Annotated in this window: 15 protein-coding genes; 12 read left to right on the forward strand and 3 right to left on the reverse strand. The window is 72.2% G+C overall.

Annotated elements, in window-relative coordinates:
* The first annotated feature begins 37 nt into the window (after positions 1 to 37).
* The 8 genes from VH969_RS21420 to VH969_RS21455 all read left to right on the forward strand — a co-directional run bounded on the left by VH969_RS21420 (position 38) and on the right by VH969_RS21455 (position 13,383).
* Positions 38 to 985 carry a lysylphosphatidylglycerol synthase domain-containing protein gene (locus VH969_RS21420; RefSeq protein ID WP_331976951.1) on the forward strand — a complete coding sequence of 316 codons (948 nt, stop codon included), beginning with the start codon at positions 38 to 40 and terminating at the stop codon, positions 983 to 985.
* 72 nt (positions 986 to 1,057) lie between these two features.
* Positions 1,058 to 2,383, forward strand: coding sequence for an alginate O-acetyltransferase AlgX-related protein (locus tag VH969_RS21425; RefSeq protein ID WP_331976953.1), 1,326 nt, complete (start codon positions 1,058 to 1,060; stop codon positions 2,381 to 2,383).
* Positions 2,384 to 2,405: 22 nt separating this feature from the next.
* Positions 2,406 to 3,785 carry an SHOCT domain-containing protein gene (locus VH969_RS21430; protein ID WP_331976955.1) on the forward strand — a complete coding sequence of 460 codons (1,380 nt, stop codon included), beginning with the start codon at positions 2,406 to 2,408 and terminating at the stop codon, positions 3,783 to 3,785.
* A 97-nt stretch (positions 3,786 to 3,882) separates the two neighbouring features.
* Complete coding sequence (locus VH969_RS21435) at positions 3,883 to 5,160, forward strand: flagellar basal body-associated FliL family protein (RefSeq protein ID WP_331976957.1); 1,278 nt, start codon at positions 3,883 to 3,885, stop codon at positions 5,158 to 5,160.
* On the forward strand, positions 5,153 to 8,902 hold the full coding sequence (locus VH969_RS21440; protein WP_331976959.1) for an FkbM family methyltransferase: 3,750 nt from the start codon (positions 5,153 to 5,155) through the stop codon (positions 8,900 to 8,902). The genes VH969_RS21435 and VH969_RS21440 overlap by 8 nt, the downstream gene beginning before the upstream one ends.
* Positions 8,899 to 10,638: a hypothetical protein gene (locus VH969_RS21445; RefSeq protein ID WP_331976961.1), complete on the forward strand. Its 1,740-nt coding sequence runs from the start codon at positions 8,899 to 8,901 to the stop codon at positions 10,636 to 10,638. Before VH969_RS21440 ends, VH969_RS21445 begins: the two co-directional genes overlap by 4 nt.
* 80 nt (positions 10,639 to 10,718) lie before the next feature.
* Entirely contained in the window at positions 10,719 to 11,810 is a 1,092-nt protein-coding gene (locus VH969_RS21450; RefSeq protein ID WP_331976963.1) for an acyltransferase family protein, read from the forward strand.
* A 70-nt stretch (positions 11,811 to 11,880) separates the two neighbouring features.
* A complete protein-coding gene (locus VH969_RS21455; RefSeq protein ID WP_331976965.1) occupies positions 11,881 to 13,383 on the forward strand; it encodes an acyltransferase family protein in 1,503 nt (500 codons plus the stop codon).
* On the opposite strand, the gene VH969_RS21460 is transcribed toward VH969_RS21455, so the two are convergent.
* On the reverse strand, positions 13,380 to 14,498 hold the full coding sequence (locus VH969_RS21460; RefSeq protein WP_331976967.1) for a hypothetical protein: 1,119 nt from the start codon (positions 14,496 to 14,498) through the stop codon (positions 13,380 to 13,382). The genes VH969_RS21455 and VH969_RS21460 overlap by 4 nt on opposite strands.
* A gap of 75 nt (positions 14,499 to 14,573) precedes the next feature.
* Positions 14,574 to 15,515, reverse strand: coding sequence for an oxidoreductase (locus VH969_RS21465; protein ID WP_331976969.1), 942 nt, complete (start codon positions 15,513 to 15,515; stop codon positions 14,574 to 14,576).
* A 155-nt stretch (positions 15,516 to 15,670) separates the two neighbouring features.
* Between VH969_RS21465 and VH969_RS21470 the strand changes: the two genes are divergently transcribed.
* The 3 genes from VH969_RS21470 to VH969_RS21480 all read left to right on the forward strand — a co-directional run bounded on the left by VH969_RS21470 (position 15,671) and on the right by VH969_RS21480 (position 18,168).
* Positions 15,671 to 16,633, forward strand: coding sequence for an aldo/keto reductase (locus VH969_RS21470; RefSeq protein ID WP_331976971.1), 963 nt, complete (start codon positions 15,671 to 15,673; stop codon positions 16,631 to 16,633).
* A gap of 237 nt (positions 16,634 to 16,870) precedes the next feature.
* Positions 16,871 to 17,362 carry a GNAT family N-acetyltransferase gene (locus tag VH969_RS21475; RefSeq protein ID WP_331976973.1) on the forward strand — a complete coding sequence of 164 codons (492 nt, stop codon included), beginning with the start codon at positions 16,871 to 16,873 and terminating at the stop codon, positions 17,360 to 17,362.
* Between the two features lie 47 nt (positions 17,363 to 17,409).
* Positions 17,410 to 18,168 (forward strand): SDR family NAD(P)-dependent oxidoreductase, encoded by a 759-nt coding sequence (locus tag VH969_RS21480; RefSeq protein WP_331976975.1) that lies wholly within the window; start codon positions 17,410 to 17,412, stop codon positions 18,166 to 18,168.
* Between the two features lie 43 nt (positions 18,169 to 18,211).
* On the opposite strand, the gene VH969_RS21485 is transcribed toward VH969_RS21480, so the two are convergent.
* Positions 18,212 to 19,849, reverse strand: coding sequence for a TM0106 family RecB-like putative nuclease (locus VH969_RS21485; protein WP_331976977.1), 1,638 nt, complete (start codon positions 19,847 to 19,849; stop codon positions 18,212 to 18,214).
* An 84-nt stretch (positions 19,850 to 19,933) separates the two neighbouring features.
* Here VH969_RS21485 and VH969_RS21490 point away from each other — a divergent pair, with 84 nt between their 5' ends.
* Positions 19,934 to 20,407, forward strand: coding sequence for a DUF6474 family protein (locus VH969_RS21490; protein ID WP_331976979.1), 474 nt, complete (start codon positions 19,934 to 19,936; stop codon positions 20,405 to 20,407).
* Positions 20,408 to 20,461 lie beyond the last annotated feature (54 nt).

Raw genomic sequence — 20,461 nt, forward strand, 5'->3', positions numbered from 1 at the left:
CACGGGCGATCCCGCCGCGCGGGATGAGCTTCGAACTGTGGCCGGACCTGCCGCGCCGCGACCGAGCCGGCGGGCGGACCTGCTGGCGGTCGCGTTCGTGGTGGTCGCCGTGGGGGTTGCCGCCTGGGCCCTGCGGGACGAGCTGCCGGACGTCCTCGCGGCGATCGGGAAGATCGCGTGGTGGCGGATGCTGCTCGCGCTCGCGTGCGTCGTCGCCGGGCTCATGGCGACGGCCGAGGTGTGGAAGTACTGCCTGTCCGCACTCGGCTCGTCGGTGTCCTCCGGGGCCGCGCGGCAGATCTTCTTCCCCGCGCAGGTCGGCAAGTACCTGCCCGGCTCGATCTGGCCGTTCCTCGCACAGATGCGCTTCGCGCGCGAGCACGGCGTGCCGGGCGGCCTGGCGCTGCTCGCCGGCTCGGTGTTCCTCGTGGTGCACGCGGTGACCTCGGTGCTGGTCGGCGCGCTGCTGCTGATCAGCCAGCCGGCCCTGGTGAGCCGGTTCGGCTGGGCCGGGCTGTTCGTCCCGCTGGCGTTCGTGCTGCTGCATCCCAAGGTGATCAACCTGCTGGCCCGAAAGCTCGCCGGGCGCTCCGGTGTCGAGCCGCCCGTGCTGCGCTGGCGGGACCTGGTGCGCCCGCTCGCGTGGATGTTCCCGGCCTGGCTCGCGTACGGGCTCGCCGGCTACCTGCTGGCCGCCCCGTTCACCGACTCGATCCTGCAGCTGCTGGTCGTGTGCACCGGGGCGTTCGCGCTGGGCTGGATCGTGGGGCTCGTCGTGTTCATCGCGCCGGCCGGCGTGGGTGCCCGCGAGGCGGTGCTGATCCTGGCGCTGACCCCGCTGCTGGGCGTGGCGGCGGCGACCACGGTGAGCCTGATCCTGCGGGTGGCCCACACGCTCGCCGACGTGTTGCTCGCGCTCCGCTACGGGCTCGTGCGCGCCCGGCGCAACCACCGGGAGCCCGAAGAGCCGGTGGCTTCGGCCTGAACGGCGGCCTGGCGGTCCCACGCCCGGGCATCTCACGGACACCACGCGGAGTGTCCGGCTACCGTATCGCGCGTGACCTTGCACGATCGGCGCTCGGTCGGCGGGTTGCCCCCGCTGCACGAGGCGTGGCTGCCGCGGGAGCATGCCCTGCACCGGCCCCGGCACGGTGGCCGGCAGCTCACCGCGCTGATCTGTGCGCTGGTCTTCTTCACCACGCCCGCGTTCATGTGGCTGTTCGGCATGCGCCCGGTCGCACTGGAGAACCACCAGGTCAAGGGCTTCCCCAGCATCCTCGAGGGCTGGGGCTTCCTGACCGGGATGGACCCGTGGGCCACGGAGAACCTCGTGTTCCGCCCGGAGGCCATCGCCGCCGCCGACTGGGTCAGCCGCACCCTGTTCGGCGAGGCGGCGCCGTACGACCAGGGCAACGGCGCGCCGGCCGGCCCGCTGCCGGGTGGGCCGCCCAAGCCGGAAACCGGCACAACCACGCCGGACGACCCGTCCGCGACCGACCAGGACTCGGCCGGCTACCGCAGGGTCATCGAAGGCAGCGACGGCTGGATGTACCTGGGCCTCGACACGGCCAACAAGTGCAAGCCGAAGCAGCCGCTGGACAAGACGATCAAGCAGCTCGACGCCCTGCGCGACGCCGTCGAGGCGTCCGGCCGCAAGTTCATGCTCGTGGCCGTCCCGGACAAGTCGACGATGGTCCCCGAGCACCTGCCCGACAGCTACCCCGGCAAACACTGCGCGAGCGAGGTCACCCCGGGGCTGTGGCGCAACCTCGCCACGGCCGGCGCCATCGACATGCGGCCGTCCCTCCAGGCGACGAGCGAGCTGCTCGGCCGGCCCGTCTACTTCCCGCTGGACTCGCACTGGACGGACGAGGGCGCGCTGACGATGGTCCGCCAGCTCGCCGACCGGATCGAGCCCGGCGTGTCCGAGAACTGGCGTATCGAGCGCAGCGAGACCCACGAGGCGAGCGCCGACCTGCCGCCGCTGATCGGCAAGCAGGGCGAGAACAAGGCGCCGAGCTTCCGGCTGCTGCCCGACGGCGAGACCGACCGCACCGGCACGCACCTCAAGGACCCGCGCAAGCCGATCCGCCGCTCGTCGGAGCCCATCGACGGCATGGTCGACAAGTCGACGCTGCTGCTCGGCGACTCGTTCATGCTGCCGGCGTCGGCCTACCTGTCGGGGGCCTTCTCCGACATCACGCAGCTCTACTACAACACCATCGAGTCCGACCCCGCGCTCGTGGCGTCGACCATGGTCGAGAACGACGTCGTCGTGTTCGAGATCGTGGAGCGCAACATCGCGCTGGGCACACCGGAGATACTCGACGGCCCATTCATCGACCACGTACGCGAGGAACTGCAGAAACATCCCATTCGCTAAGCGCCACAGGGAGAGAAGACCGATGACCTGGCTGGACCGCCTGCGCCAGCTCGACACGCGCCTGACCAACGGTGAGATCAGCGCCGCCGACTACCGGAAGGCACGCGACGAGATCCTTGCCGAGGCATCCAGCGGGAAGCGGCCGGTCGGCGGTGAGTCCCCGAAGGGCGAGGCGTGGATACCAGCGCATCCGGCGCCGATGCCCGCCACGCCGCCGTCTCCCCCTGCCGCCCCGCCGACGCCGGCCGCGCCGAAGCCGCCCGTGGCCGCCGCGGTGCCCGAGGTGCCGCTCATCGCCGAGCACTCGCCCGGCCACACCGCCGGGCCGGCGAGCGAGGCGGACGCGGGCGAGACCACGCAGGTCATCGGGGCCGACCAGCCGACGGCCGCGGTCGTCGACGACTCGCCGACCATCGTGGCGCCGGACGCGCCCGCGGTCGCCCCGACGACCCACAAGCTCGCGTCGCCGGCGTCCCCCGACGAGCCCACCGGGGACGACGAGCCGACCCAGGTCGTGGCGAACGAGACCGCGACCGACGGCCCGACCGAGGACGTCTCCGCCGACGAGGAGGAGACCGAGGTCGTCAGGGCGAACGTCGTCGCGGCGGCCGTGCCCGCCCGGCGGCCCGTGCCGGAGTTTCCCGAGTTCAGCCCGCGGGTCCCGCGCCCCCGGTACGCCCGCCCCGCGCCGATCCAGGGCGAGGAGGTGTTCGCGGAGGCCCGGCCGGTGCAGAGCAGCGTCGCGGTCCGGATCCTCGTGCCGCTCACGATCCTGGCGGTCGTCGGCGTGGCCGTGTGGTGGTTCGCCTTCCGCCAGGACGACTCGGCTCCCGCCGCCGCGCAGAACGAGAACCCGCCGGCCAGCGCGGCGCCGCAGACGCCGTCCGAGACGCAGACACCGGCCCCGCCGCCGGTGCCGACCGCGGCCGAGGTCGCCAAGAAGGTGCCCACGCTGCCCGGACAGGCCAAGGAGCCGAGCACCGGGACGCTGACCGTGGCCAAGGCACGGAACCAGAAGCTCCTCAACCCCGCCTACGCCAAGCTGCTCACCGACAACGGCGTGACGGAGCTGGTCTACCGCAAGTCCGCCCGCGGCGACTTCGGCTTCCTGCTCCTGGCCGCGCCGGTCAAGCCGAGCGGGGGCGCGGCCGACCTGGCCACGGCGACGACCGGTAACCTCCGCCAGGCCGGCTTCGCGCCGGCCCGGCCGCCGAAGTCCGGTGACGTGCCGGTGATCACCCGCAACGACCAGTTCTTCCGCACCTTCGTGGCCATGTACGCCTCGGGAGAGGTATGGGTGCAGCTCAACGTGTCCGGTCCGCCGGACGGGGACACCGCCGCGGCGCGGACCGAGTTCGAGAAGGTCCTGGCGTCGGTGACGAAGGAGCTTCCGGCCGCATGAGGGCGTGGTCTGGACCCCGTGCACAATAAAGTTTCGTTCGCGATCGCCGGATCGGTGTGCATGAGCGTCGCGGCCGTCAGCAGGAAGGGAGACCAGGGTGGCCTGGCAGGACGAACTCCGCATGCTCGACGAAGAGCTAGCGTCGGGGCGAATCTCGGCCGATGACTACCGCTCCCGCCGCGAGCAGATCATGTCGTCCGCGGTGGGCAACCAGCAGGCGGGTGGCGTCACGGTCGGCGAGACGACCACGATGCTGCCGCCGGTCTCCCAGCAGAACCAGACCACGCAGACGACCCAGGTGAACCAGGGAGCCCAGGGAGCCCAGAGCCCGCAGGGCACCCAGGGAGCGCCGGGCGCCCAGGGCGGCCAGCAGGGCGAGGACTCAGAGAAGACGCAGATCGTCGCGGCCCCCGACGTCGGGGACCCCGAGCGGACGCAGACCGTCGGCGGCGGCTGGCGGACCACGCCGCCCATGGACGACGCCGCCAGCCGGACCCAGTTCGTGCCCGGCGTGCCGCCGCAGTCGCGGGCCGGTGGGCAGTTGAGGCCGGCGCCCCCGCCGTCGCCGCCGGGTGGCTTCCCGCAGCAGGGCCAGTACCAGAACCAGCCGCCGTGGCAGAACGAGGAGGAGCTCGCCCCGCCGTGGGCCGGGCAGGAGTTCCCGCCGCTCGCCGCCACCGGCACGCCGGACTGGTCGCGCCAGGGCCCGGAGGTCTTCGGCGACGAGAAGAAGTCCAACGGCCTGAAGATCTTCGGCATCATCGCGATCGTGGTGGTCCTGCTCGGCATCGCCGCGGGTGCGTACTTCCTGTTCGGCCGGGGCGACAACAAGCAGAACACCGCCGACCCGACCAACGAGCAGCAGCAGAACCCACCGCCCGCGACGTCCGAGGCGCCGTCCACGACGCAGACGCCGGAGGGCCCCATCGCGGAGCTGCCCGGCGACGTGTCCGACATGAAGGACGTCGACACGTTCGCCAAGGTCGTGGCGCTGAACTACCTGGACAAGCAGGAGATCAAGATCTACCAGAACACCGGCGCCACGAAGGCGCAGATCGCGATCTCCACCGAGAACGACGTCCAGCTCATCGTGCTCGTCACCGACCAGAAGAGCCCGGCGGCCGCGGTCAAGGCCCGCAACCAGCTCGACACGCTGCAGCGCAAGTTCAAGCTGGCCAAGGTCTCCTCCTCGCAGGCCGGCGTGCTGACCGGCCTGAACGACAAGGCGAGCCGCGGCCCGATCTACCGGGCGCACTACGCGTCCGGCAACCAGGTCGTCCGGGTGCAGGCGCAGGGCCAGGACAAGCAGGCCGTCACGGAGGCGTTCAACGAGCTCCTCGACGCGCAGCTCGAACGGCTACCCGCGGATGGCTGATTCGGGGGGATCGGGGGGCGCGGCCGGAGAGTTCGCCGGCACGGTCGCGGGCACAATCGTCGCGCGCAACTACGTGCCGGCCGCGCGCGTGCTCGCCGACTCGTACGTGCGGCACCATCCGGGTGCGGAGTTCGCCGTCCTGGTGATCGACGCCGAGGAGGACGAGCTCGCCGAGCTGACGTCGGCGGTGCCGGGCATCCGCTTCCTCGGCCCGGACGACATCGACCTCGACCCGAGCGAGTTCGGCCGGATGGCGCTGGCCTACACGGTCACCGAGCTCTGCACCGCGGTGAAGCCGTGGCTGCTGCGCACGCTCCTCGCCGACCACCCGGTGGCGATCTACCTCGACCCGGACATCGAGGTCTTCGCGCCGTTCGCCGGCGAAGTCGCCCGACGGGCGGGCGAGCACGCGATCGTGCTCACCCCGCACGTGCTGGAGCCGATGCCGCGCGACGGGCTGCGGCCGAGCGAGGCCGACATCATGGCCTCCGGCGTGTTCAACCTCGGCTTCATCGGGGTCTCTCGGGACGCCGCGCAGTTCCTCGCGTTCTGGGCGGACCGGCTGCGCCAGGACGCCATCTCGTCGGTCACCGAGCAGCTGTTCACCGACCAGCGCTGGGTCGACAACGTGCCGGCGCTGTTCGACCACACGGTGATCGACGACCCGGGCTACAACGTCGCGTACTGGAACGTCTACCAGCGCCCGCTCGCCAGGGACGGCGAAGCGGTCACGGCGGCCGGCCGGCCCGTGCGGTTCGTGCACTTCAGCGGCTACCGGCCGGAGAAGCCGTGGCTCGCGTCCACGCACTATGCCGACAAGCCGCGCGTGCTGCTGTCCGAGTACCCGGTGCTGGCCGAGCTCCTCGCCGGCTACCGCGCGAAGCTCGCCGACGCCGGCTACCGGCAGGCGCTCGAGGACATCCCGTACCGGTGGAACACGCTCCCCGACGGGACCTACGTGCCACCGGCCCTGCGCCGTGCGTACCGGCAGGCCTGGGTCGACTCCGAGCGCGAGAAGACGCCCGCGCCGCCCAACCCGTTCCGCGGCGACACCGCCGACGACCTGCTGGCCTGGGCCACCGCCCCGGCGACCCCGGCGCAGGAGCACGCCGGGCTGAGCCGCTGGGCGTACGCGCTCTGGCTCTCCCGCGTGGACCTCCGGCAGGCCTACCCGGACCCGCTGCACGCGGACGCCGAGGGCTACCGGCACTGGTGCCGCACGTCCGGGGTCAACGAGCGCGAGCTGCCGGCGGACGCCGTCGCGGTCCGGCCGGCGGCCGAGCCCGTGCCGGTGTCCGACGAGCTCGGCGCGAACGTGCTCGGCTACCTCACCGCCGAGCTCGGCGTCGGCGAGATGGGCCGGCTCGTGCACGACGCGGTCGTCGCGAGCGGGGTCCCGGTGGCCACCGCGGTCGAGGAGACGACCGTGGCCAACCGCACGTCGCACCCGCTGCCGGCGGACGCGTCGCCGGGGGACCCGCGCTACGGCGTCAGCGTGCTCGTGGTCAACGCCGACATGACCGCGCAGACCCTGCGGCTGCACCCGGACCTCGGCCGCGACCGGTACGTGGTCGGCGTGTGGTCGTGGGAGCTCGCGGAGTTCCCGCCCACGATGCACCCGGCGTTCGGCCAGGTCGACGAGATCTGGACGATCAGCGACTTCTGCGCCGCGGCCATCGCCGCGCACTCGCCGGTTCCCGTGCACCGCATCCCGGTGCCGGTTCGCGACCCGCTCGCCGGTCGCGCGCCCGAGCCGCGGACCCCGGACGGCGTCACCCGGTTCCTGTTCGTCTTCGACCACAACAGCATCTTCGAGCGCAAGAACCCGCTCGCCGCCATCGAGGCGTTCACCACGGCATTCCCCGAACGGACGGACGTCCGGCTCGTGCTCAAGACGATCAACGCCGGCAAGCACCCCGGCGACAGCGAGCGGCTGCGCATGGCGGTCGCGCGCGACGAGCGCATCGAGCTGATCGAGGGGTACCTCTCCGCCGACGAGGTGGCCAGGCTCTTCGCCTCGGCCGACGGCTACCTGTCGCTGCACCGCAGCGAGGGCTTCGGGCTCACGGTCGCCGAGGCGATGGCCCACGGCCTGCCGGTCGTCGCGACGGACTACGGCGGCACGAGCGAGTTCCTGACCGCCGAGACCGGCTGGCCGATCCCGTACCGGCTGGTCGACGTCGGCCCCGGCAACGAGCCGTACCCGCGTGACGCGCAGTGGGCCGAGCCGGACGTGGCCGCCGCCGCGGCCGCGCTCCGCGAGATCGCCGGCGACCCGAAGCGGGCGCTCGAGCGTGGCGCGGCCGCCCGCAAGCACGTGCTCGCCACCCGCACGCTCGCCGAGGCCGCCGAGTGGGCCCGCACCCGGATCGAGACGGCACACACCACGTGGCGGCAGCGACACCAGGCCGGCACGCGGCCGGACCAGCTCGTGCCGCTCGACCGCAGCCGCGAGGCCTTGCGGTGGCGGGCGGACCCGTCGGCGAGCAGCAAGGTCCCGATGGCGTCGGCGCTGCGCCGCGGCGTGCTGCGCATGCTCGACCACTACGACCACCACCAGCGCACCGTGCTCGGCGAGCTGATGAACGGCGTGGCGGAGAGCGTCACCCAGCTCGCCGCCGGGCAGCAGGCGCTGAGCGAGCGGCTCGACCGCCTCGAGCACGGGCTGACCACGAGCAAGCAGGCGCACCAGCAGCTGAGCGAGGACGTGGCCCGCCTGCCGGGCGAGATGGACCGGCGGATCGGTGCCCAGGCCAACAGCCTCGGCGAGCGGATCGCCGAGTTCGAGCACGAGATCACCCGCATGTTCCACGAGCGCGCGGAGTGGATGGCCGCGATCGAGGGCGCCACGAGCGAGCTCGCCAGCGAGGTGCCGCTGCTGCGGACCGGGCTGCTGCGCCACCACGAGCTGGTCAACCCGGCCCCGGCCGGCGGCGAGGCCAGCGAGACCGTGGTCAGCGATGCCGGCCCGCTGCGGCTGCCGGCCGAGGACACCGTCGTGCTGCCGTGGCTGCGCCGCTACGGCACTTGGGAGGTCGACGAGGCGCGGCTGATCGACCTGCTGCTCCCCCGCGGCGGCACGTTCGTCGACATCGGCGCGCACGTCGGCTACTTCACCGTCCGGGCGCTGCGCCGGGTGGGCGCGGACGGCCGCGTGGTGGCGGCCGAGCCGTGGCAGCGGGTTCGCGACCTGCTCGCGCTCAACGTGTCCGCCAACGTCCCGCCGGACGTGGCCGAGGCGCTCACCGTGGTCCCGGCGGCCGCGTGGCACGCCGACGGGCCGCTGCGCCTCGCGCTCGCCGACGACGGCAACAGCGGCGACAACCGGGTCGACCCGGCCGGGCCGCTGGAGATCGACGGCGTCCGGCTCGACGCCCTGCCGGCACTCGCCGGCCGCAAGGTCGACGTGGTCAAGTGCGACGCGCAGGGCCGGGACCACCTCGCGCTGTCCGGCCTCACCGGGGTGTTCGACGTGCACCGCCCGCACGCGCTGGTCGAGTTCTGGCCGGCCGCGATCGCGGATCTGGGCGACGACCCGGTGACCGTGCTCGACACCTACCGCGCGTGGGGCTACCGGCCGATTCCGGTCGACGCGGCCGTCGTCGACGGGCTCGAGGCGGCCGGCGGGGCGGCCGCGGCCCGCACGTTCGACCCCGGCCCCGAGCGGTCGGCCAAGGAGCTGATCGAGGCCGCCGTCGCCACCGGCGAAGGCTTCCTCACGTTGTGGCTGCGTCCGGCATGACCGACGGTCCGGCCGACGGCAGGACGGGCACGGTCGCCGAGGATCGGCCGCCCGTGCCGGCGGCGGCGGACCAGCCGGTCACCGAGCCGGCCCGCCCGCCGTGGCGGCCGACCACCAGACTGCTCGCCCGGCTGCTCGAGGTCCTCGCCGTCATCCCGGTGATCACCACGCTGCTCGAGGTGCTCGCCGGGCAGCGGCTGCAGTACACCGACTACTGGTACGTGCTGCTGCGGATCACGAACCCGGACGGCTCGCTGCACATCGCCGGCATGCGGGTGCTGCAGAACGAGCACCCGCTGATGCTGCCGTCGTTCCTCTACTGGCTTGACGCCCGGCTCGCCGACGGCGACAACCGGATCCTCGGCGTCCTCGTCGTGCTGATCGCGGCGCTGACCGTGCTGCTGCTGCGGTTCGCGCTGCCGAAGTCGCTGCCGCCGCTGCTTCGGGCCGGCATCGTGGTCGCCGCGTCCCTGCTCGTGTTCAGCCCGCACGGCCTGCACAACTTCGTCCGCGCGATGAGCGGCTCGGCCTGGCTCACCGCGAACCTGCTGGTCATCGGCGCGCTGCTGCTGGCATACCACCGCAAGTGGTGGCTCGCGTGGCTGCTCGGGCTGCTGGCGTGCATGAGCTACGGCACCGCGTTCGCCGTCTGGCCCGCGTTCGCGCTGATGGCCACGCTCGGCCGGGAGGCGTGGTGGAAGCGGCTGGTGCCGCTCGGCGTCGGCGTGCTCGTAGTGCTGACGTGGATCGGCCTGAAGCCGGCCGTCGACCCCGGCGGCACGCCCACCAACGACCTCGCCAGCCTGCTGTACACGTGGTTCGCGGTCGTCGGTCACCTGTGGACCTCGGAGAGCTCGGGTGTGGCGGTGCTCGCGGGCGTGGCCGTCGTCGGCATCTACTGCTGGCTCGCCACCACGACCGTCGGGCGGGACCGGTCGCTGCGGTTCTGGTGGGCGCTCGCGCTGCACGCGTTCGTCGCCAGCGCCATGATCGCGGCGGCCCGGATCGACTTCGGCTCGGACTTCGGCCTGTCCAGCCGGTACACGTCGCTGTCGGTGCTGATGGCCGTGCCCGCGATCGTGCTGCTGGCCGTCTACATGCACCGCGTCCTGGGCGAGCGGGCGCAGAAGCTCGCGATCGGGGTGCTCGCGATCGGCCTGCTCGGCTACACGCTCGGCTCGCCGGCGGCGGCCACGATCCGCTCGCAGAACTCCGAGCACCAGCTCGAGGGCATCGCCCTGCGCGCCGGGCTCGGCGACTCGTATGGTGCCACGCTGCCGCCGGCGAAGGCGCTCGTGCCGCGGCTGAAGGCGATGGGCCACTACCCGTTCTCCGACACGTTCACGCTCGGCTGCGGCGGTCCGGAGCTCGGCTCGACGATCGACATGAACGCGATGACGCCGCTCCCGCCGGCCGACTCACGCAACCCGCGGCAGGCGGCCGGCTCGGTCGACGACATCGAGAGCAAGAACGACGCGGTGATCATCCGCGGCTGGGCGACCGGCGTCGCGGACCCGGTGCGATGCGCGCTCGTGGTCGACCCGCGGGGCAAGGTCACCGGCGGCGGGCTCACCCACCTCGCCCGCCCGGACGTGACGAACCGCCTGTCCGGGATCAAGCCGGACGTCGGCTTCTCGGTGATCGCCCCGCACGAGGCAGCCGGCCGCGTCGTCATCATCCTGAGCAGCGGCTCGATGCGCTGGCTCGAACCCAAGGCGCCCGATTCGGGAAAGTAACCAACCGGCTGTCCGGTCGTTGATCCTCTGGAACCGCGGATATTGACGCACTCCGGCGTCAACAGAACAGCAGGTACCGGATGGCGACGCAGGTTGTGCCGGCAGCCGGGTCGGGGCAGGTGGCCGGGTCACACGACCGGCTGGTCAGTCTCGACCTCGTTCGTGTGCTCGCGGTCGTCCTCGTCCTCTACACACAGCTGGCCTCGTGGTTCCGGGCGAACGCCGAGCCGCTCGGCGCGAGCTCGGTGATCGACGACTTCCTCGTCACGCCGCTGCGCCTGGACGCCGACCTCCGCTTCTTCGGTGCCGCCCTGATCTTCGTGGTGACCGGGTTCCTCGCCGGGCACAGCGCGGCCCGGCGAAGCCTCGGCGAGTTCGGGGTGCGGCGCCTGCTGCGCGTGTTCCCGCCGCTGTGGGCCGCGGTCCTGCTGGCGTGGGCGCTGGTCGCGCTCGGCCGGCCGGCGGTGCCGCGCGCGGACGGCGCCCGGGCCGGCGACCTGCTGGCCGGCCTCGGGCTGGCGAACTACTTCCAGTCGCCGTCGGTCGCCCTGGTTGGCGCGGCCTGGACGCTGCTGCCGGTCCTCGCGGTGTACGTGCTGGTGGCGGCACTGCTGCCGGTGTTCCGGCGCAACCCGTGGCTCGTGGTCGCCGTCCAGATCACGGTCTTCTCGGTGCTGCTGTCGATCATGCCGAACATCGACGCGGTCGCTGCCGAGGCGGGCGGGGTGATCGGCGCGTACGGCACGGCGGTCGTGCTGGGCGAGGTGATCTGGCTGGTGTGGTCGGGCCACTCGCCCATGTGGGCAGCCGGCTGCCTCGGCGTCGCCTGCTGGGTCGTGTTCGCCTGGGCCGACCGGCTCGGCTACCACGGCGGCACGGCCTACCCGCTCGCGCTCGCGTACTCGTTCCTGCTCGTCGTGGCCGCCGTCCAGCTCGGCGACGTCGCCCGGTTCGCGGCGGCCGACTACCTGGCGCGCCGGAGCTACGGGATCCTGCTGACCCACCAGGCGGTCACCGCGGCCGTGCTGGCCGCGCTCGCCGGGCACGTGCACTCCGCGCTCGCCGCCGCGGCCGCGGTCCTCGCGACCCTCGCGGCGGCCGAGCTGGTGCACCGCGTGGCCGAGCGGCCGGCGGCGTGGGTCGCTGACCGGTTCGGCCGGGTGGCCTCGTGAGCGAGCTTGCGAGCGAACCATGGATACCGAGCGACCGCGAGCGGCCGCGCCGAGCCTGCGAGGCGCGGTCGTGAGCAGGGTCGAGAGGTCGAGGCAGAACCGGTTCGTCTTCCTCGACATCATGCGCGGCATCGCGCCGGTGCTGGTGATCTACAGCCACGTCGTCGCGCTGTTCCTCAACCCGCACAAGCTCGACTCGCCGGTCGTCGACCTGCTGAGCGAGCAGTTCCGCGACCCGCTGCGGCTCGAGCAGCAGATGGGCCACTTCGCGGTCGTGATGTTCTTCCTGGTCAGCGGGTTCATCATCACGCAGGTCGGCACGCAGGAGTCGCATCGCGAGTTCGGCGTGAAGCGGCTTTTCCGGATCTACCCGCTGCTGATCGTGACGGTCGGGCTCACCGCGATCCTGTCCATCTGGCACCTCCAGGTGCTGCGGACCGGTCAGCACTTCGAGATCACCACGCCGTCCGTGCTGACCAACATGGCGCTGGCGAACTACTTCATGGTGCCGCAGGTGATCCTCGTCGGGGTCGCCTGGACGCTGGTGATCGAGGTCGTCTTCTACACGATCGTCATGTCGCTGCTCGCGGTGCTGCGGCGGTGGACGTGGGTGGCGATCGTCATCGAGCTCGGGCTCGTGCTGGCCGGGCTGTTGCTGGCGCGGGAGTTCGGCTCGTCGTTCTTCCTGCTCGCGGTCAACCTGTCGTACCTGCCGGTCGTGCTGCTCGGCCAGGTGACCTGGGCGGTGTGGAGCGGGCGGGTGCCGCTGTGGGCGGGCACGCTCCTCGGGTTCGCCTGCTGGACGCTGTACGTGCTGGGCGACATCCGGAACATGGGCCGGCTGGACGACGCGTACAACTCGACGTTCGCGCTCGGGTTCGGCCTCTTCCTCGCACTGCTGCTGGCCGAGTCCAGGCTCCGGCCGACGAAGCCGATCTCGTTCCTCGCCGACCGCAGCTACTCGCTCTACCTCCTGCACGGCCCGGTCGCGTTCCCGGTGATGGAGAACCTGCGCGGAGTCGTCCCCGTGTGGCTGGCGGTGCTCGCCGGGCTGGTGTTGACGGTCGCGGCGGCCGAGGTGACGTTCCGGTTCGTCGAGCAGCCGGGGCAGCGGATCGGGCGCCGGCTGACCAGACGCTTCCGCCTGCCCAGGCCGAAGGCCGCCGAACCGGTCCGCGAGGAACCGGCCGAGGACGTCGTGCCCGCACCGGCGGTGACCGACCGGATCGAGCCAACCCGGCCCCCGCGCCCGGCCCGGCCTCCCGCCCGGCGCCAGCCCGTACGACCTCAGCCCGCGGCTCAGCCCGCGCGCCCCCAGCCGGCGTGGCCGAGCACGGACTGGGACGGCGCCGACGTGCCGGCCGCGCGCCGGGTCCCGTCCGTGGAGGACGCGTTCGCGCCCCGGGTCGCCCGGCCGGCTCCGCCCCGGCCCCGCCGGCCACCGGTCGTGCCTCCCCGGGAAGCTCCGCCGGTGCACGGCTTCCGGCCGACCAACGGGGCCGGGCGGGGGGAAATCGACCGCGTGGAGCCGAACTCCGTACCCGCCCCTGGCCGCCACCGGCGCAACGACTAATCCGATCGGAGCAGTTCCTTCGGCGTGTCCTGCGCGGAATCCGTGCGCGCGGGACGGAACCCGACGACCATCTCAGACGTCGCATGCACCGACCGATCCCCCCGGAGGCGAGCATGTGGGTTCAGATCGTGGTTGTCGCGGTTGTGGCCGTCGTGTTCCTCGTCCGGCTGGTCGCGGCCCTCTACGACCAGCCGTCGAAGTCCCGCAACTGACTGCTGCTCGGCAAGCAGCACCAACGCGGCCAGGCCGATGACCAGGCCGGCCAGCACCTTGCCGAGGCCCTGCAGCGCGGCCAGCGGCGCACCGCCGCTACCGAGCACCGTGCTGCCCAGCACGTTGACGGTCCCCCACAGCCCCCAGGCGAACATCGCGCCCGCGCCGAGCCAGGTCATCACGACCGGCAGCCAGAACGGCAGCCGCGGGCCCATCCTGTGCACCAGCCACAGGATCCCGCCGCCAGCGAGCAACGCCATGACCCCGTGGGTCGCCTCCACGACGCGCGACGCCGCGTCCAGCCGCGCGCCCGCCGGCAGCCCGAGCCCGCTGCCGGCCGCGTGTGCCAGGTGCAACGCGGCGACCGCGGCGACCGGCATAGCGGCGCCGTTCGCCAGCACCACCTGGACCGGATGCGTCGCGCCCCGCGGCACGTCGCCGGTGCGCTCGGTGAACACCGATGCCCAGCGATTCCGCGCGTAGAGCACGAACGCGGTCAGCAACGTGACGCCCTGCCAGGCGAACCCGGAGTAGACGAGCGGTTGCACCCACGGCTCGAGGAACGGCGAGCCGTGGGTCGTGAACGCCATCGGCACGACGAGCACGACCGGCGTGAGCAGTCCGGTGCCGACCCAGATCGGCACGAGCACGAGCCACGCCGGCAGCCGCCAGTCGTGGGTGAACGCGAGCGCCACGAAGACGGCTACGAGGTCCATCCCGGCGGTCACGACGTTCAGCACGAGCAGGCTGCCGTCGTGGGCGACGCCGTGGGCGATCGACGTGTCGGTGAAGCCGATCGTGCTGCCGGAGAGCCAGGCGAGCTTGAGCCACAGGTACGGCAGGGTGGCGAGGATCGCCGCGTAGCCGACGATCAGCCGGGTCAGGTGCAGACGGTTGGACATGACCCCAGCGTGCTGCTGCGGCGGCTGCGCGGCGTCCCGCGCGGGTGCGAGCCGGCCCCTACCTCCGAGGGAGATTCACCGGCTCAAGGGAATCGCCACCCCCGTCAGCTTCTCCGAGATGTCCCACAGGCGCTTGCCGAGCTCGCGGTCGCGGGCGTCGTCGAGCGGCTCGACGAGCGTGGGGAAGCCCTTCGACTCGCCCCGCCCGTCCGGGCCGTAGAACTGCCCACTCTCCACGTCCGCGCCGGTCGCCGCGTACAGCTGCGGCAACGAACCCATCTCGGCGTCCTGCGCGAACAACCGGTTGCCGGCCTTCATGAACAACTTGCCGACGCCGGTCGGGCCGGACGACTGCAGGTTGGTCGCCGAGTAGCCGGGGTGCGCGAGCACGCTGCGGACCGGGAGGCCGTTCGCCCGCAGCCGGCGGTTGAGCTCGATCGCGAAGACGACGTTGGCGAGCTTGGACTGGGCGTAGTACTTGGTACGCCCGTAGTCCTGCTCGCCGTGGATGTCGTCGAAGTGGATCCGGCCGCGCTTGTGCAGGTTCGAGGACACCGTCACCACGCGGCCGTCGTGGCTGCGCGCGAGCCGGTCCAGCAGCAGCCCGGTGAGCGCGAAGTGGCCCAGGTGGTTCACCCCGAACTGCAGCTCGAAGCCCTGCCGGGTGCGGCCGTGGGGTGGCATCATCACGCCCGCGTTGTTGATCAGTACGTCGAGTTCGCCGAGCGTGGCCGCGAACTCGTGCACGGAGTCCAGGTCGGCAAGATCGAGCAAGCCGAGCTCGATCTTGGCTTCGGGTTGTTCCTCCAGCAGTTCTTCCAGCGCCCGCTGACCTTTGCTCCGGTCGCGGGCCGTCATGATCACGTTCGCGCCCAAACTACCGAGGGCACGTACCGTTTCCAGCCCCAGTCCGCTGTTCGCCCCAGTTACCACGAAGGTTCGGCCGACCTGGCTGGAGATGTGGTCGGCGATCCAGCTCGCTGCCGACGGTTTCTCAGCGTCAGGTGCACTGCTCATAGGGCATAGCGTGCCTCACGCGGGCGCGAACGGCACCGTGACCCGGCGTATCAGCCGAGTGTCGTGGCCCATAGTGTTCGGCAGATGGCGAAGAGCAGCCAATACCCACCGTTTGGCAGCTGGATCACTGCCAGTCGGCTTAGTAGTTTGATCCGGTGGAACTGCGTCACCTCGGAGAATCCGGCCTGGTCGTCAGCGTCGTGGGGCTCGGCTGCAACAATCTCGGCCGGCCGGGGACCGCGGCGGAGTCGCTGGCCGGCTCGCGCGCGTTGATTCACGCCGCGATCGACGCGGGAGTCAACCTCTTCGACGTCGCCGACGTGTACGGCGCACCGCGCGGGCGCAGCGAGGAACTGCTCGGGCAGGCCCTTTCCGGCCGTCGCGACCACGTCGTGATCGCCACCAAGTTCGGCGTGGACATGCAGGGCGCCAACGGGCCGGACTTCGGCGCGCGGGGCTCGCGGCGCTACGTCAAGCGTGCGGTCGAGGCGTCGCTGCGGCGGCTCGGCACCGAGTGGATCGACCTCTACCAGCTGCACCGGGCGGACCCGCACACGCCGATCGAGGAGACCCTGAGCGCGCTGGACGACCTCGTGCGCGAGGGGCTGATCCGGTACGCGGGCGTGTGCAACCTCGCGGGCTGGCAGGTCGCGGACGCGGTGTGGTTGTCGCGGACGAAGAACCTGCTGGCGCCGATCGCGGCGGAGAACCAGTACTCGCTGCTCGAGCGCGAGGCGGAGCGGGACCTGCTGCCGGCGTGCGACCGGTTCGGTCTGGGCGTGCTGCCGTACTTCCCGCTGGGAAACGGGTTGCTGACCGGCAAGTACCAGCGCGACGTCGAACCGCCGGCGAGCGCGCGGCTGGCCGGCCGGACGCGGTTGCTGGCGGACGCGCCGTGGGACCGGATCGAGAAGCTGCGCGCGTTCGCGGACGAGCGAGGCATCGGCATGGCGACGGTCGCGATCGGCTGGCTCGCGGCGCAGCGCACGGTGGGCTCGGTCATCGCGGGCGCGACGACGCCGGAGCAGGTGATCGCGAACGCCGGCGCCGCGCAGTGGCATCCCACCGAGGACGATCTGGTGGCGCTGGACGAGATCTGCCCGCCCGGACGCCGCTGACCATTCACCGCTGACCATTCACCGCTGACCATTCACGGTGGGTCATCCCCCGGTCGGACGTGCGGACCGCACCGATGGCGGACGCGCGAGCACGGGTCGGCCGGTCATGGTGGAGGAATGGAGCTTCTCGCCGCCGCCGGCCTGTTCGTCCTGCTCGCGCTGCTCGCGGCCGTGCCGTTGGTGCTGCTGCTGAATCTCGGTGGACGCCACCCCGATGGCGAGGGTTAGCGTTGCCGGGTGCTTAAAGGCGATCTTGTCGTTCTCGTACCCGTCGCCGAGGCCCACGTCCCGCAGCTGCTACGCATCCGGCGTACGCCGGAGGTGCACGCCCGCTGGGGCGAGTCCGGGCCGGGCTGGCCGCTCGACGAGGACGGGGTCGTGTCCCTCACGGTGCTCGTCGACGACGAGGTGCGCGGGATGATCCAGTATGGCGAGGAGGACGATCCCGGCTACCGGCACGCGTGGATCGACATCTTCCTCGACCCGGCCGTCCATGGTCGCGGCGCCGGCCAGGACGCGGTGCGCACGCTGGCCGGGTACCTCATCGAGGAGCGCGGCCACCACCGGTTGGTGATCGACCCGGCGGCGGACAACAAGGCGGCGATCCGGTGCTACGAGAAGGTCGGGTTCCGCCCGGTGGGCATCATGCGCGACTACGAGCGCGACCACGACGGCACGGGCTGGCACGACGGTCTGCTGATGGACCTGCTGGCGTCGGAACTCGTGTGAGCACCCGTTAACCTCTTCCGCGGACGTGCGGAGAAAGGGGACGGGGCATGCAGATCGACGACATCGCGGCGATCGTGACCGGTGGAGCGTCCGGTCTCGGCGGCGCGACGGCCCAGGCGCTGGCAAAAGGCGGCGCGCGGGTGTTCGCCCTGGACCTCCCGCCGGCGATCGACAAGGCGCCGTCGGTCTCGGGCCTGACGTACGTCCCGGCGGACGTGACGGACCCGTCGCAGGTTTCCGCGGCGGTCGACACCGCGGCGGGCGCCGGCGTGCCGTTGCGAGTGGTGGTGAACTGCGCCGGCATCGGCCCGTCGGCGCGGATCCTGTCACGAAAGGGGCCGCACGATCTGGACCTGTTCCGCAAGGTGGTCGAGATCAACCTGATCGGCACGTTCAACGTGCTCACCCTCGGCGCGGCGGCCATCGCCCAGACTTCGCCGGACGACAACGGACAGCGCGGCGTAGTGGTCAACACGGCGTCCATCGCCGGGTACGAGGGCCAGGTCGGGCAGGCGGCCTACGCGGCGTCCAAGGGCGGGGTGATCGGGCTCAACCTGCCCGCGGCCCGGGACCTTTCGTCGTTGGGGATCCGGGTGATGACGATCGCACCCGGGATCATCGACACGCCGATGCTGGCGACGGTCTCGGACGAGTTCCGGGCGACGCTGGCGGAGGGGATCCCGTTTCCCAAGCGGCTGGGCCGGCCGGAGGAGTTCGCGTCGCTGGCCCTGTCGATCATTGCGCACGACTACCTGAACGGCGAAGTCATCCGGATGGACGGCGCCTTGCGGATGGCGCCTCGCTGATCCGTTCGTCCACAAAGGACCCGGCCCGCGCGGCTCGAGAACCTCAGAGATCCCCGACGTAGGGAATCGAACCGACCTCCTCCGAGGTCATCCACCGCCGCAGGGTCAGCGTTGCGTGGACGTCGTCCTCGTTGTACTCCAGCAGCCGCTGTCGCTGCCCCGCGTCCGGCGCCGCGCCGTCCATGCCTACCGCGTCGCGATACCAGCGCATCGAGTTCTCGCCACTCGCCTCCGGGTCGCGCCAGGTGAAGCCGGCCGCCGGGGCGATCGTCTTCAGGCCCTTGCCGCGGGAACACAGGAAGTGGTCACGGACGCTGCCGAACAGGTCGAACCACGAGTCCGACGTGATGAACACCTGCACGCTTTCCGTCGACGGGATGCCCGGTTTGCCGGCGAAACGCTTCGCCGAGGCCAGCAGCCAGCGGTTCTCCGCCAGCTCGTTGTAGCAGTACGCGCGGAAGCTCAGGCCGCGCGCCCGGGCCCGCAGCCGGATGAGCATCAGCCACTGCCAGAACTCCGCGAAGCTTCGCGCCTCGTCGTCCGTCGGGAGCGGCTCCCACGTGGCGAACGCCCGGTAGCCCTGGCGCTCGCCCACGTCCGCGCCCGAGAGCCAGGCGCCCCAGAGGTACGCACCCGAGTCGCCGAAGCTCTCCATGTCCACGTCGACCTCGACGTCCGCTCTCGGGACGACGATTTCCGGCACCCGCCGCACGACCGTGAGGTCCGCCAGCCACGCCTTCGCCAGGCCCACCGCGTCCGTCAACGGCATGCCCGTCGGCGGGAGGGACTCGTCGTTCGGGTCGAGGTGGGCCAGGTCGTCGACCGTGCGGACGCCGGCCGCACGCAGGGTCGCCGCCTCCTCGCCGCGCACCACCAGGCTCACGTCCCGCGCGCCCTGCAGCTCCACTTGGCACACCGGCCACCACGGGCACGTCCGGCACTCCACGATCCGCGACGGCTGGGCCAGCGCATCGCCACCCGACGCGGCCGTCGTCGCGATCGCCAGGCGGTCGGCGAAGCGGGCGTCGTACTCGTCGAGGGCCCCGCGGCCGCCCGGCCAGGTCGGGGCGAGCAGGTCATGCCACACGACCACGTCGCCGTCGAGGCCGATCACACCGCCGACCGCCTCCTCGCCGGCCCGGCCGCACGCCTGAAGCAGGCGGTACGCGTGCGCGAGGCGCAGCTGGTCCCTCGGCTGCGGGCGGACACGTCGTCGCTCGTCGGTGGCGCGGGCGGACGGCAGCGGGCTCGCGAGCGGCGAGGTCTGCGCGCCGGTGCCCGGGTCGCTCACCTTGTGCCGGACGACCAGCACCGGGACGTACCCGCCCGGTGTCGCGACCAGGAGATCTATGGCGCCGCGGCGCCCGCCCGGGTGGTCGCGCGGCAGCTGCGCGGCCCAGATGTACGGGGCGCCGGCGGCCATCGCCCCGAGGGTGAGTTGCTCACGTTCCGTTGCCCGGTGATCGGCGCCGCGCGGAATCTCCGTCCAGCCGGGACCGACCAGCCCCGCGATCTCGTCCGCGATGGACCTGCGGTGCGCGGCCGCGTCGGCTTTGCGCTGCTCGGCGGTCGGATCGGGCGGCGCGGTGACCGTGTCCTGCATGGTCGGGTCGTGCTCCAGGTGCACCCGGCGCCGGCAACGGGTCACCACCCCCGCGTCGAGCAGCACCGAAGTTGTCACGTTTCGCAGTTTAGGCGGACCCACCGACAGAACACGGCAGCCAGCCCACGTGCTCCGCACCGCGCTGCCCAGTAGGTTCATCGCATGGCACTCAGGAAGCGCAAGGCCGACCCTGCGCCGGGCGACCCGCGGTTCACCCCGAAAAGGGCGAAGAACGTCCTCGCCGTGGCCAAGATCGTCGGGCCCGCGGTGATTCCGGTGGTCGCGCCCATCGCCCTGCGTGCAGCCGGCGAGGTGCGCGACCGGATCGACCGGATGAAGGCGCGCCGCCTGGGTGTCGACGTCAGCGACCTGCACCAGTACTCCGGCCGGGGCGGGGCGCTGCACGCCCGCATCACCGGCGCGGCCGAGGCGATCGAGGACCTGCGCCACCGCGCGGACGCCACCGCCGAGGACCGCACGTTCGCGGACCACTCCGAGATCACGCTGCGCCAGCTGATGGCCGCCGTCCGGGCCTCCGAGCGGATGCCGGGCCCCCGCCGCCGCGCCGCGCACAAGGCCATCTCCACGGAGCTCGACGAGCTCGAGCAGCGGCTGCTCGGCAGGCTGGGCATATAGCCCTTACACAACTCGAACACAACGCATGCGGTTCGCTCATCTCGTCCCGGCACC

Source organism: Actinophytocola sp., from assembly GCF_036555685.1.
In the GTDB taxonomy this organism is placed as follows: Bacteria; Actinomycetota; Actinomycetes; order Mycobacteriales; family Pseudonocardiaceae; genus Actinophytocola.

Coding starts and splice junctions, on each gene's coding strand:
- VH969_RS21430 (WP_331976955.1), top strand. CDS start 2,406: ATGACCTGGCTGGACCGCCTGCGCCAGCTCGACACGCGCCTGACCAAC.
- VH969_RS21440 (WP_331976959.1), top strand. CDS start 5,153: ATGGCTGATTCGGGGGGATCGGGGGGCGCGGCCGGAGAGTTCGCCGGC.
- VH969_RS21445 (WP_331976961.1), top strand. CDS start 8,899: ATGACCGACGGTCCGGCCGACGGCAGGACGGGCACGGTCGCCGAGGAT.
- VH969_RS21450 (WP_331976963.1), top strand. CDS start 10,719: ATGGCGACGCAGGTTGTGCCGGCAGCCGGGTCGGGGCAGGTGGCCGGG.
- VH969_RS21460 (WP_331976967.1), bottom strand. CDS start 14,498: ATGTCCAACCGTCTGCACCTGACCCGGCTGATCGTCGGCTACGCGGCG.
- VH969_RS21465 (WP_331976969.1), bottom strand. CDS start 15,515: ATGAGCAGTGCACCTGACGCTGAGAAACCGTCGGCAGCGAGCTGGATC.
- VH969_RS21480 (WP_331976975.1), top strand. CDS start 17,410: ATGCAGATCGACGACATCGCGGCGATCGTGACCGGTGGAGCGTCCGGT.
- VH969_RS21490 (WP_331976979.1), top strand. CDS start 19,934: ATGGCACTCAGGAAGCGCAAGGCCGACCCTGCGCCGGGCGACCCGCGG.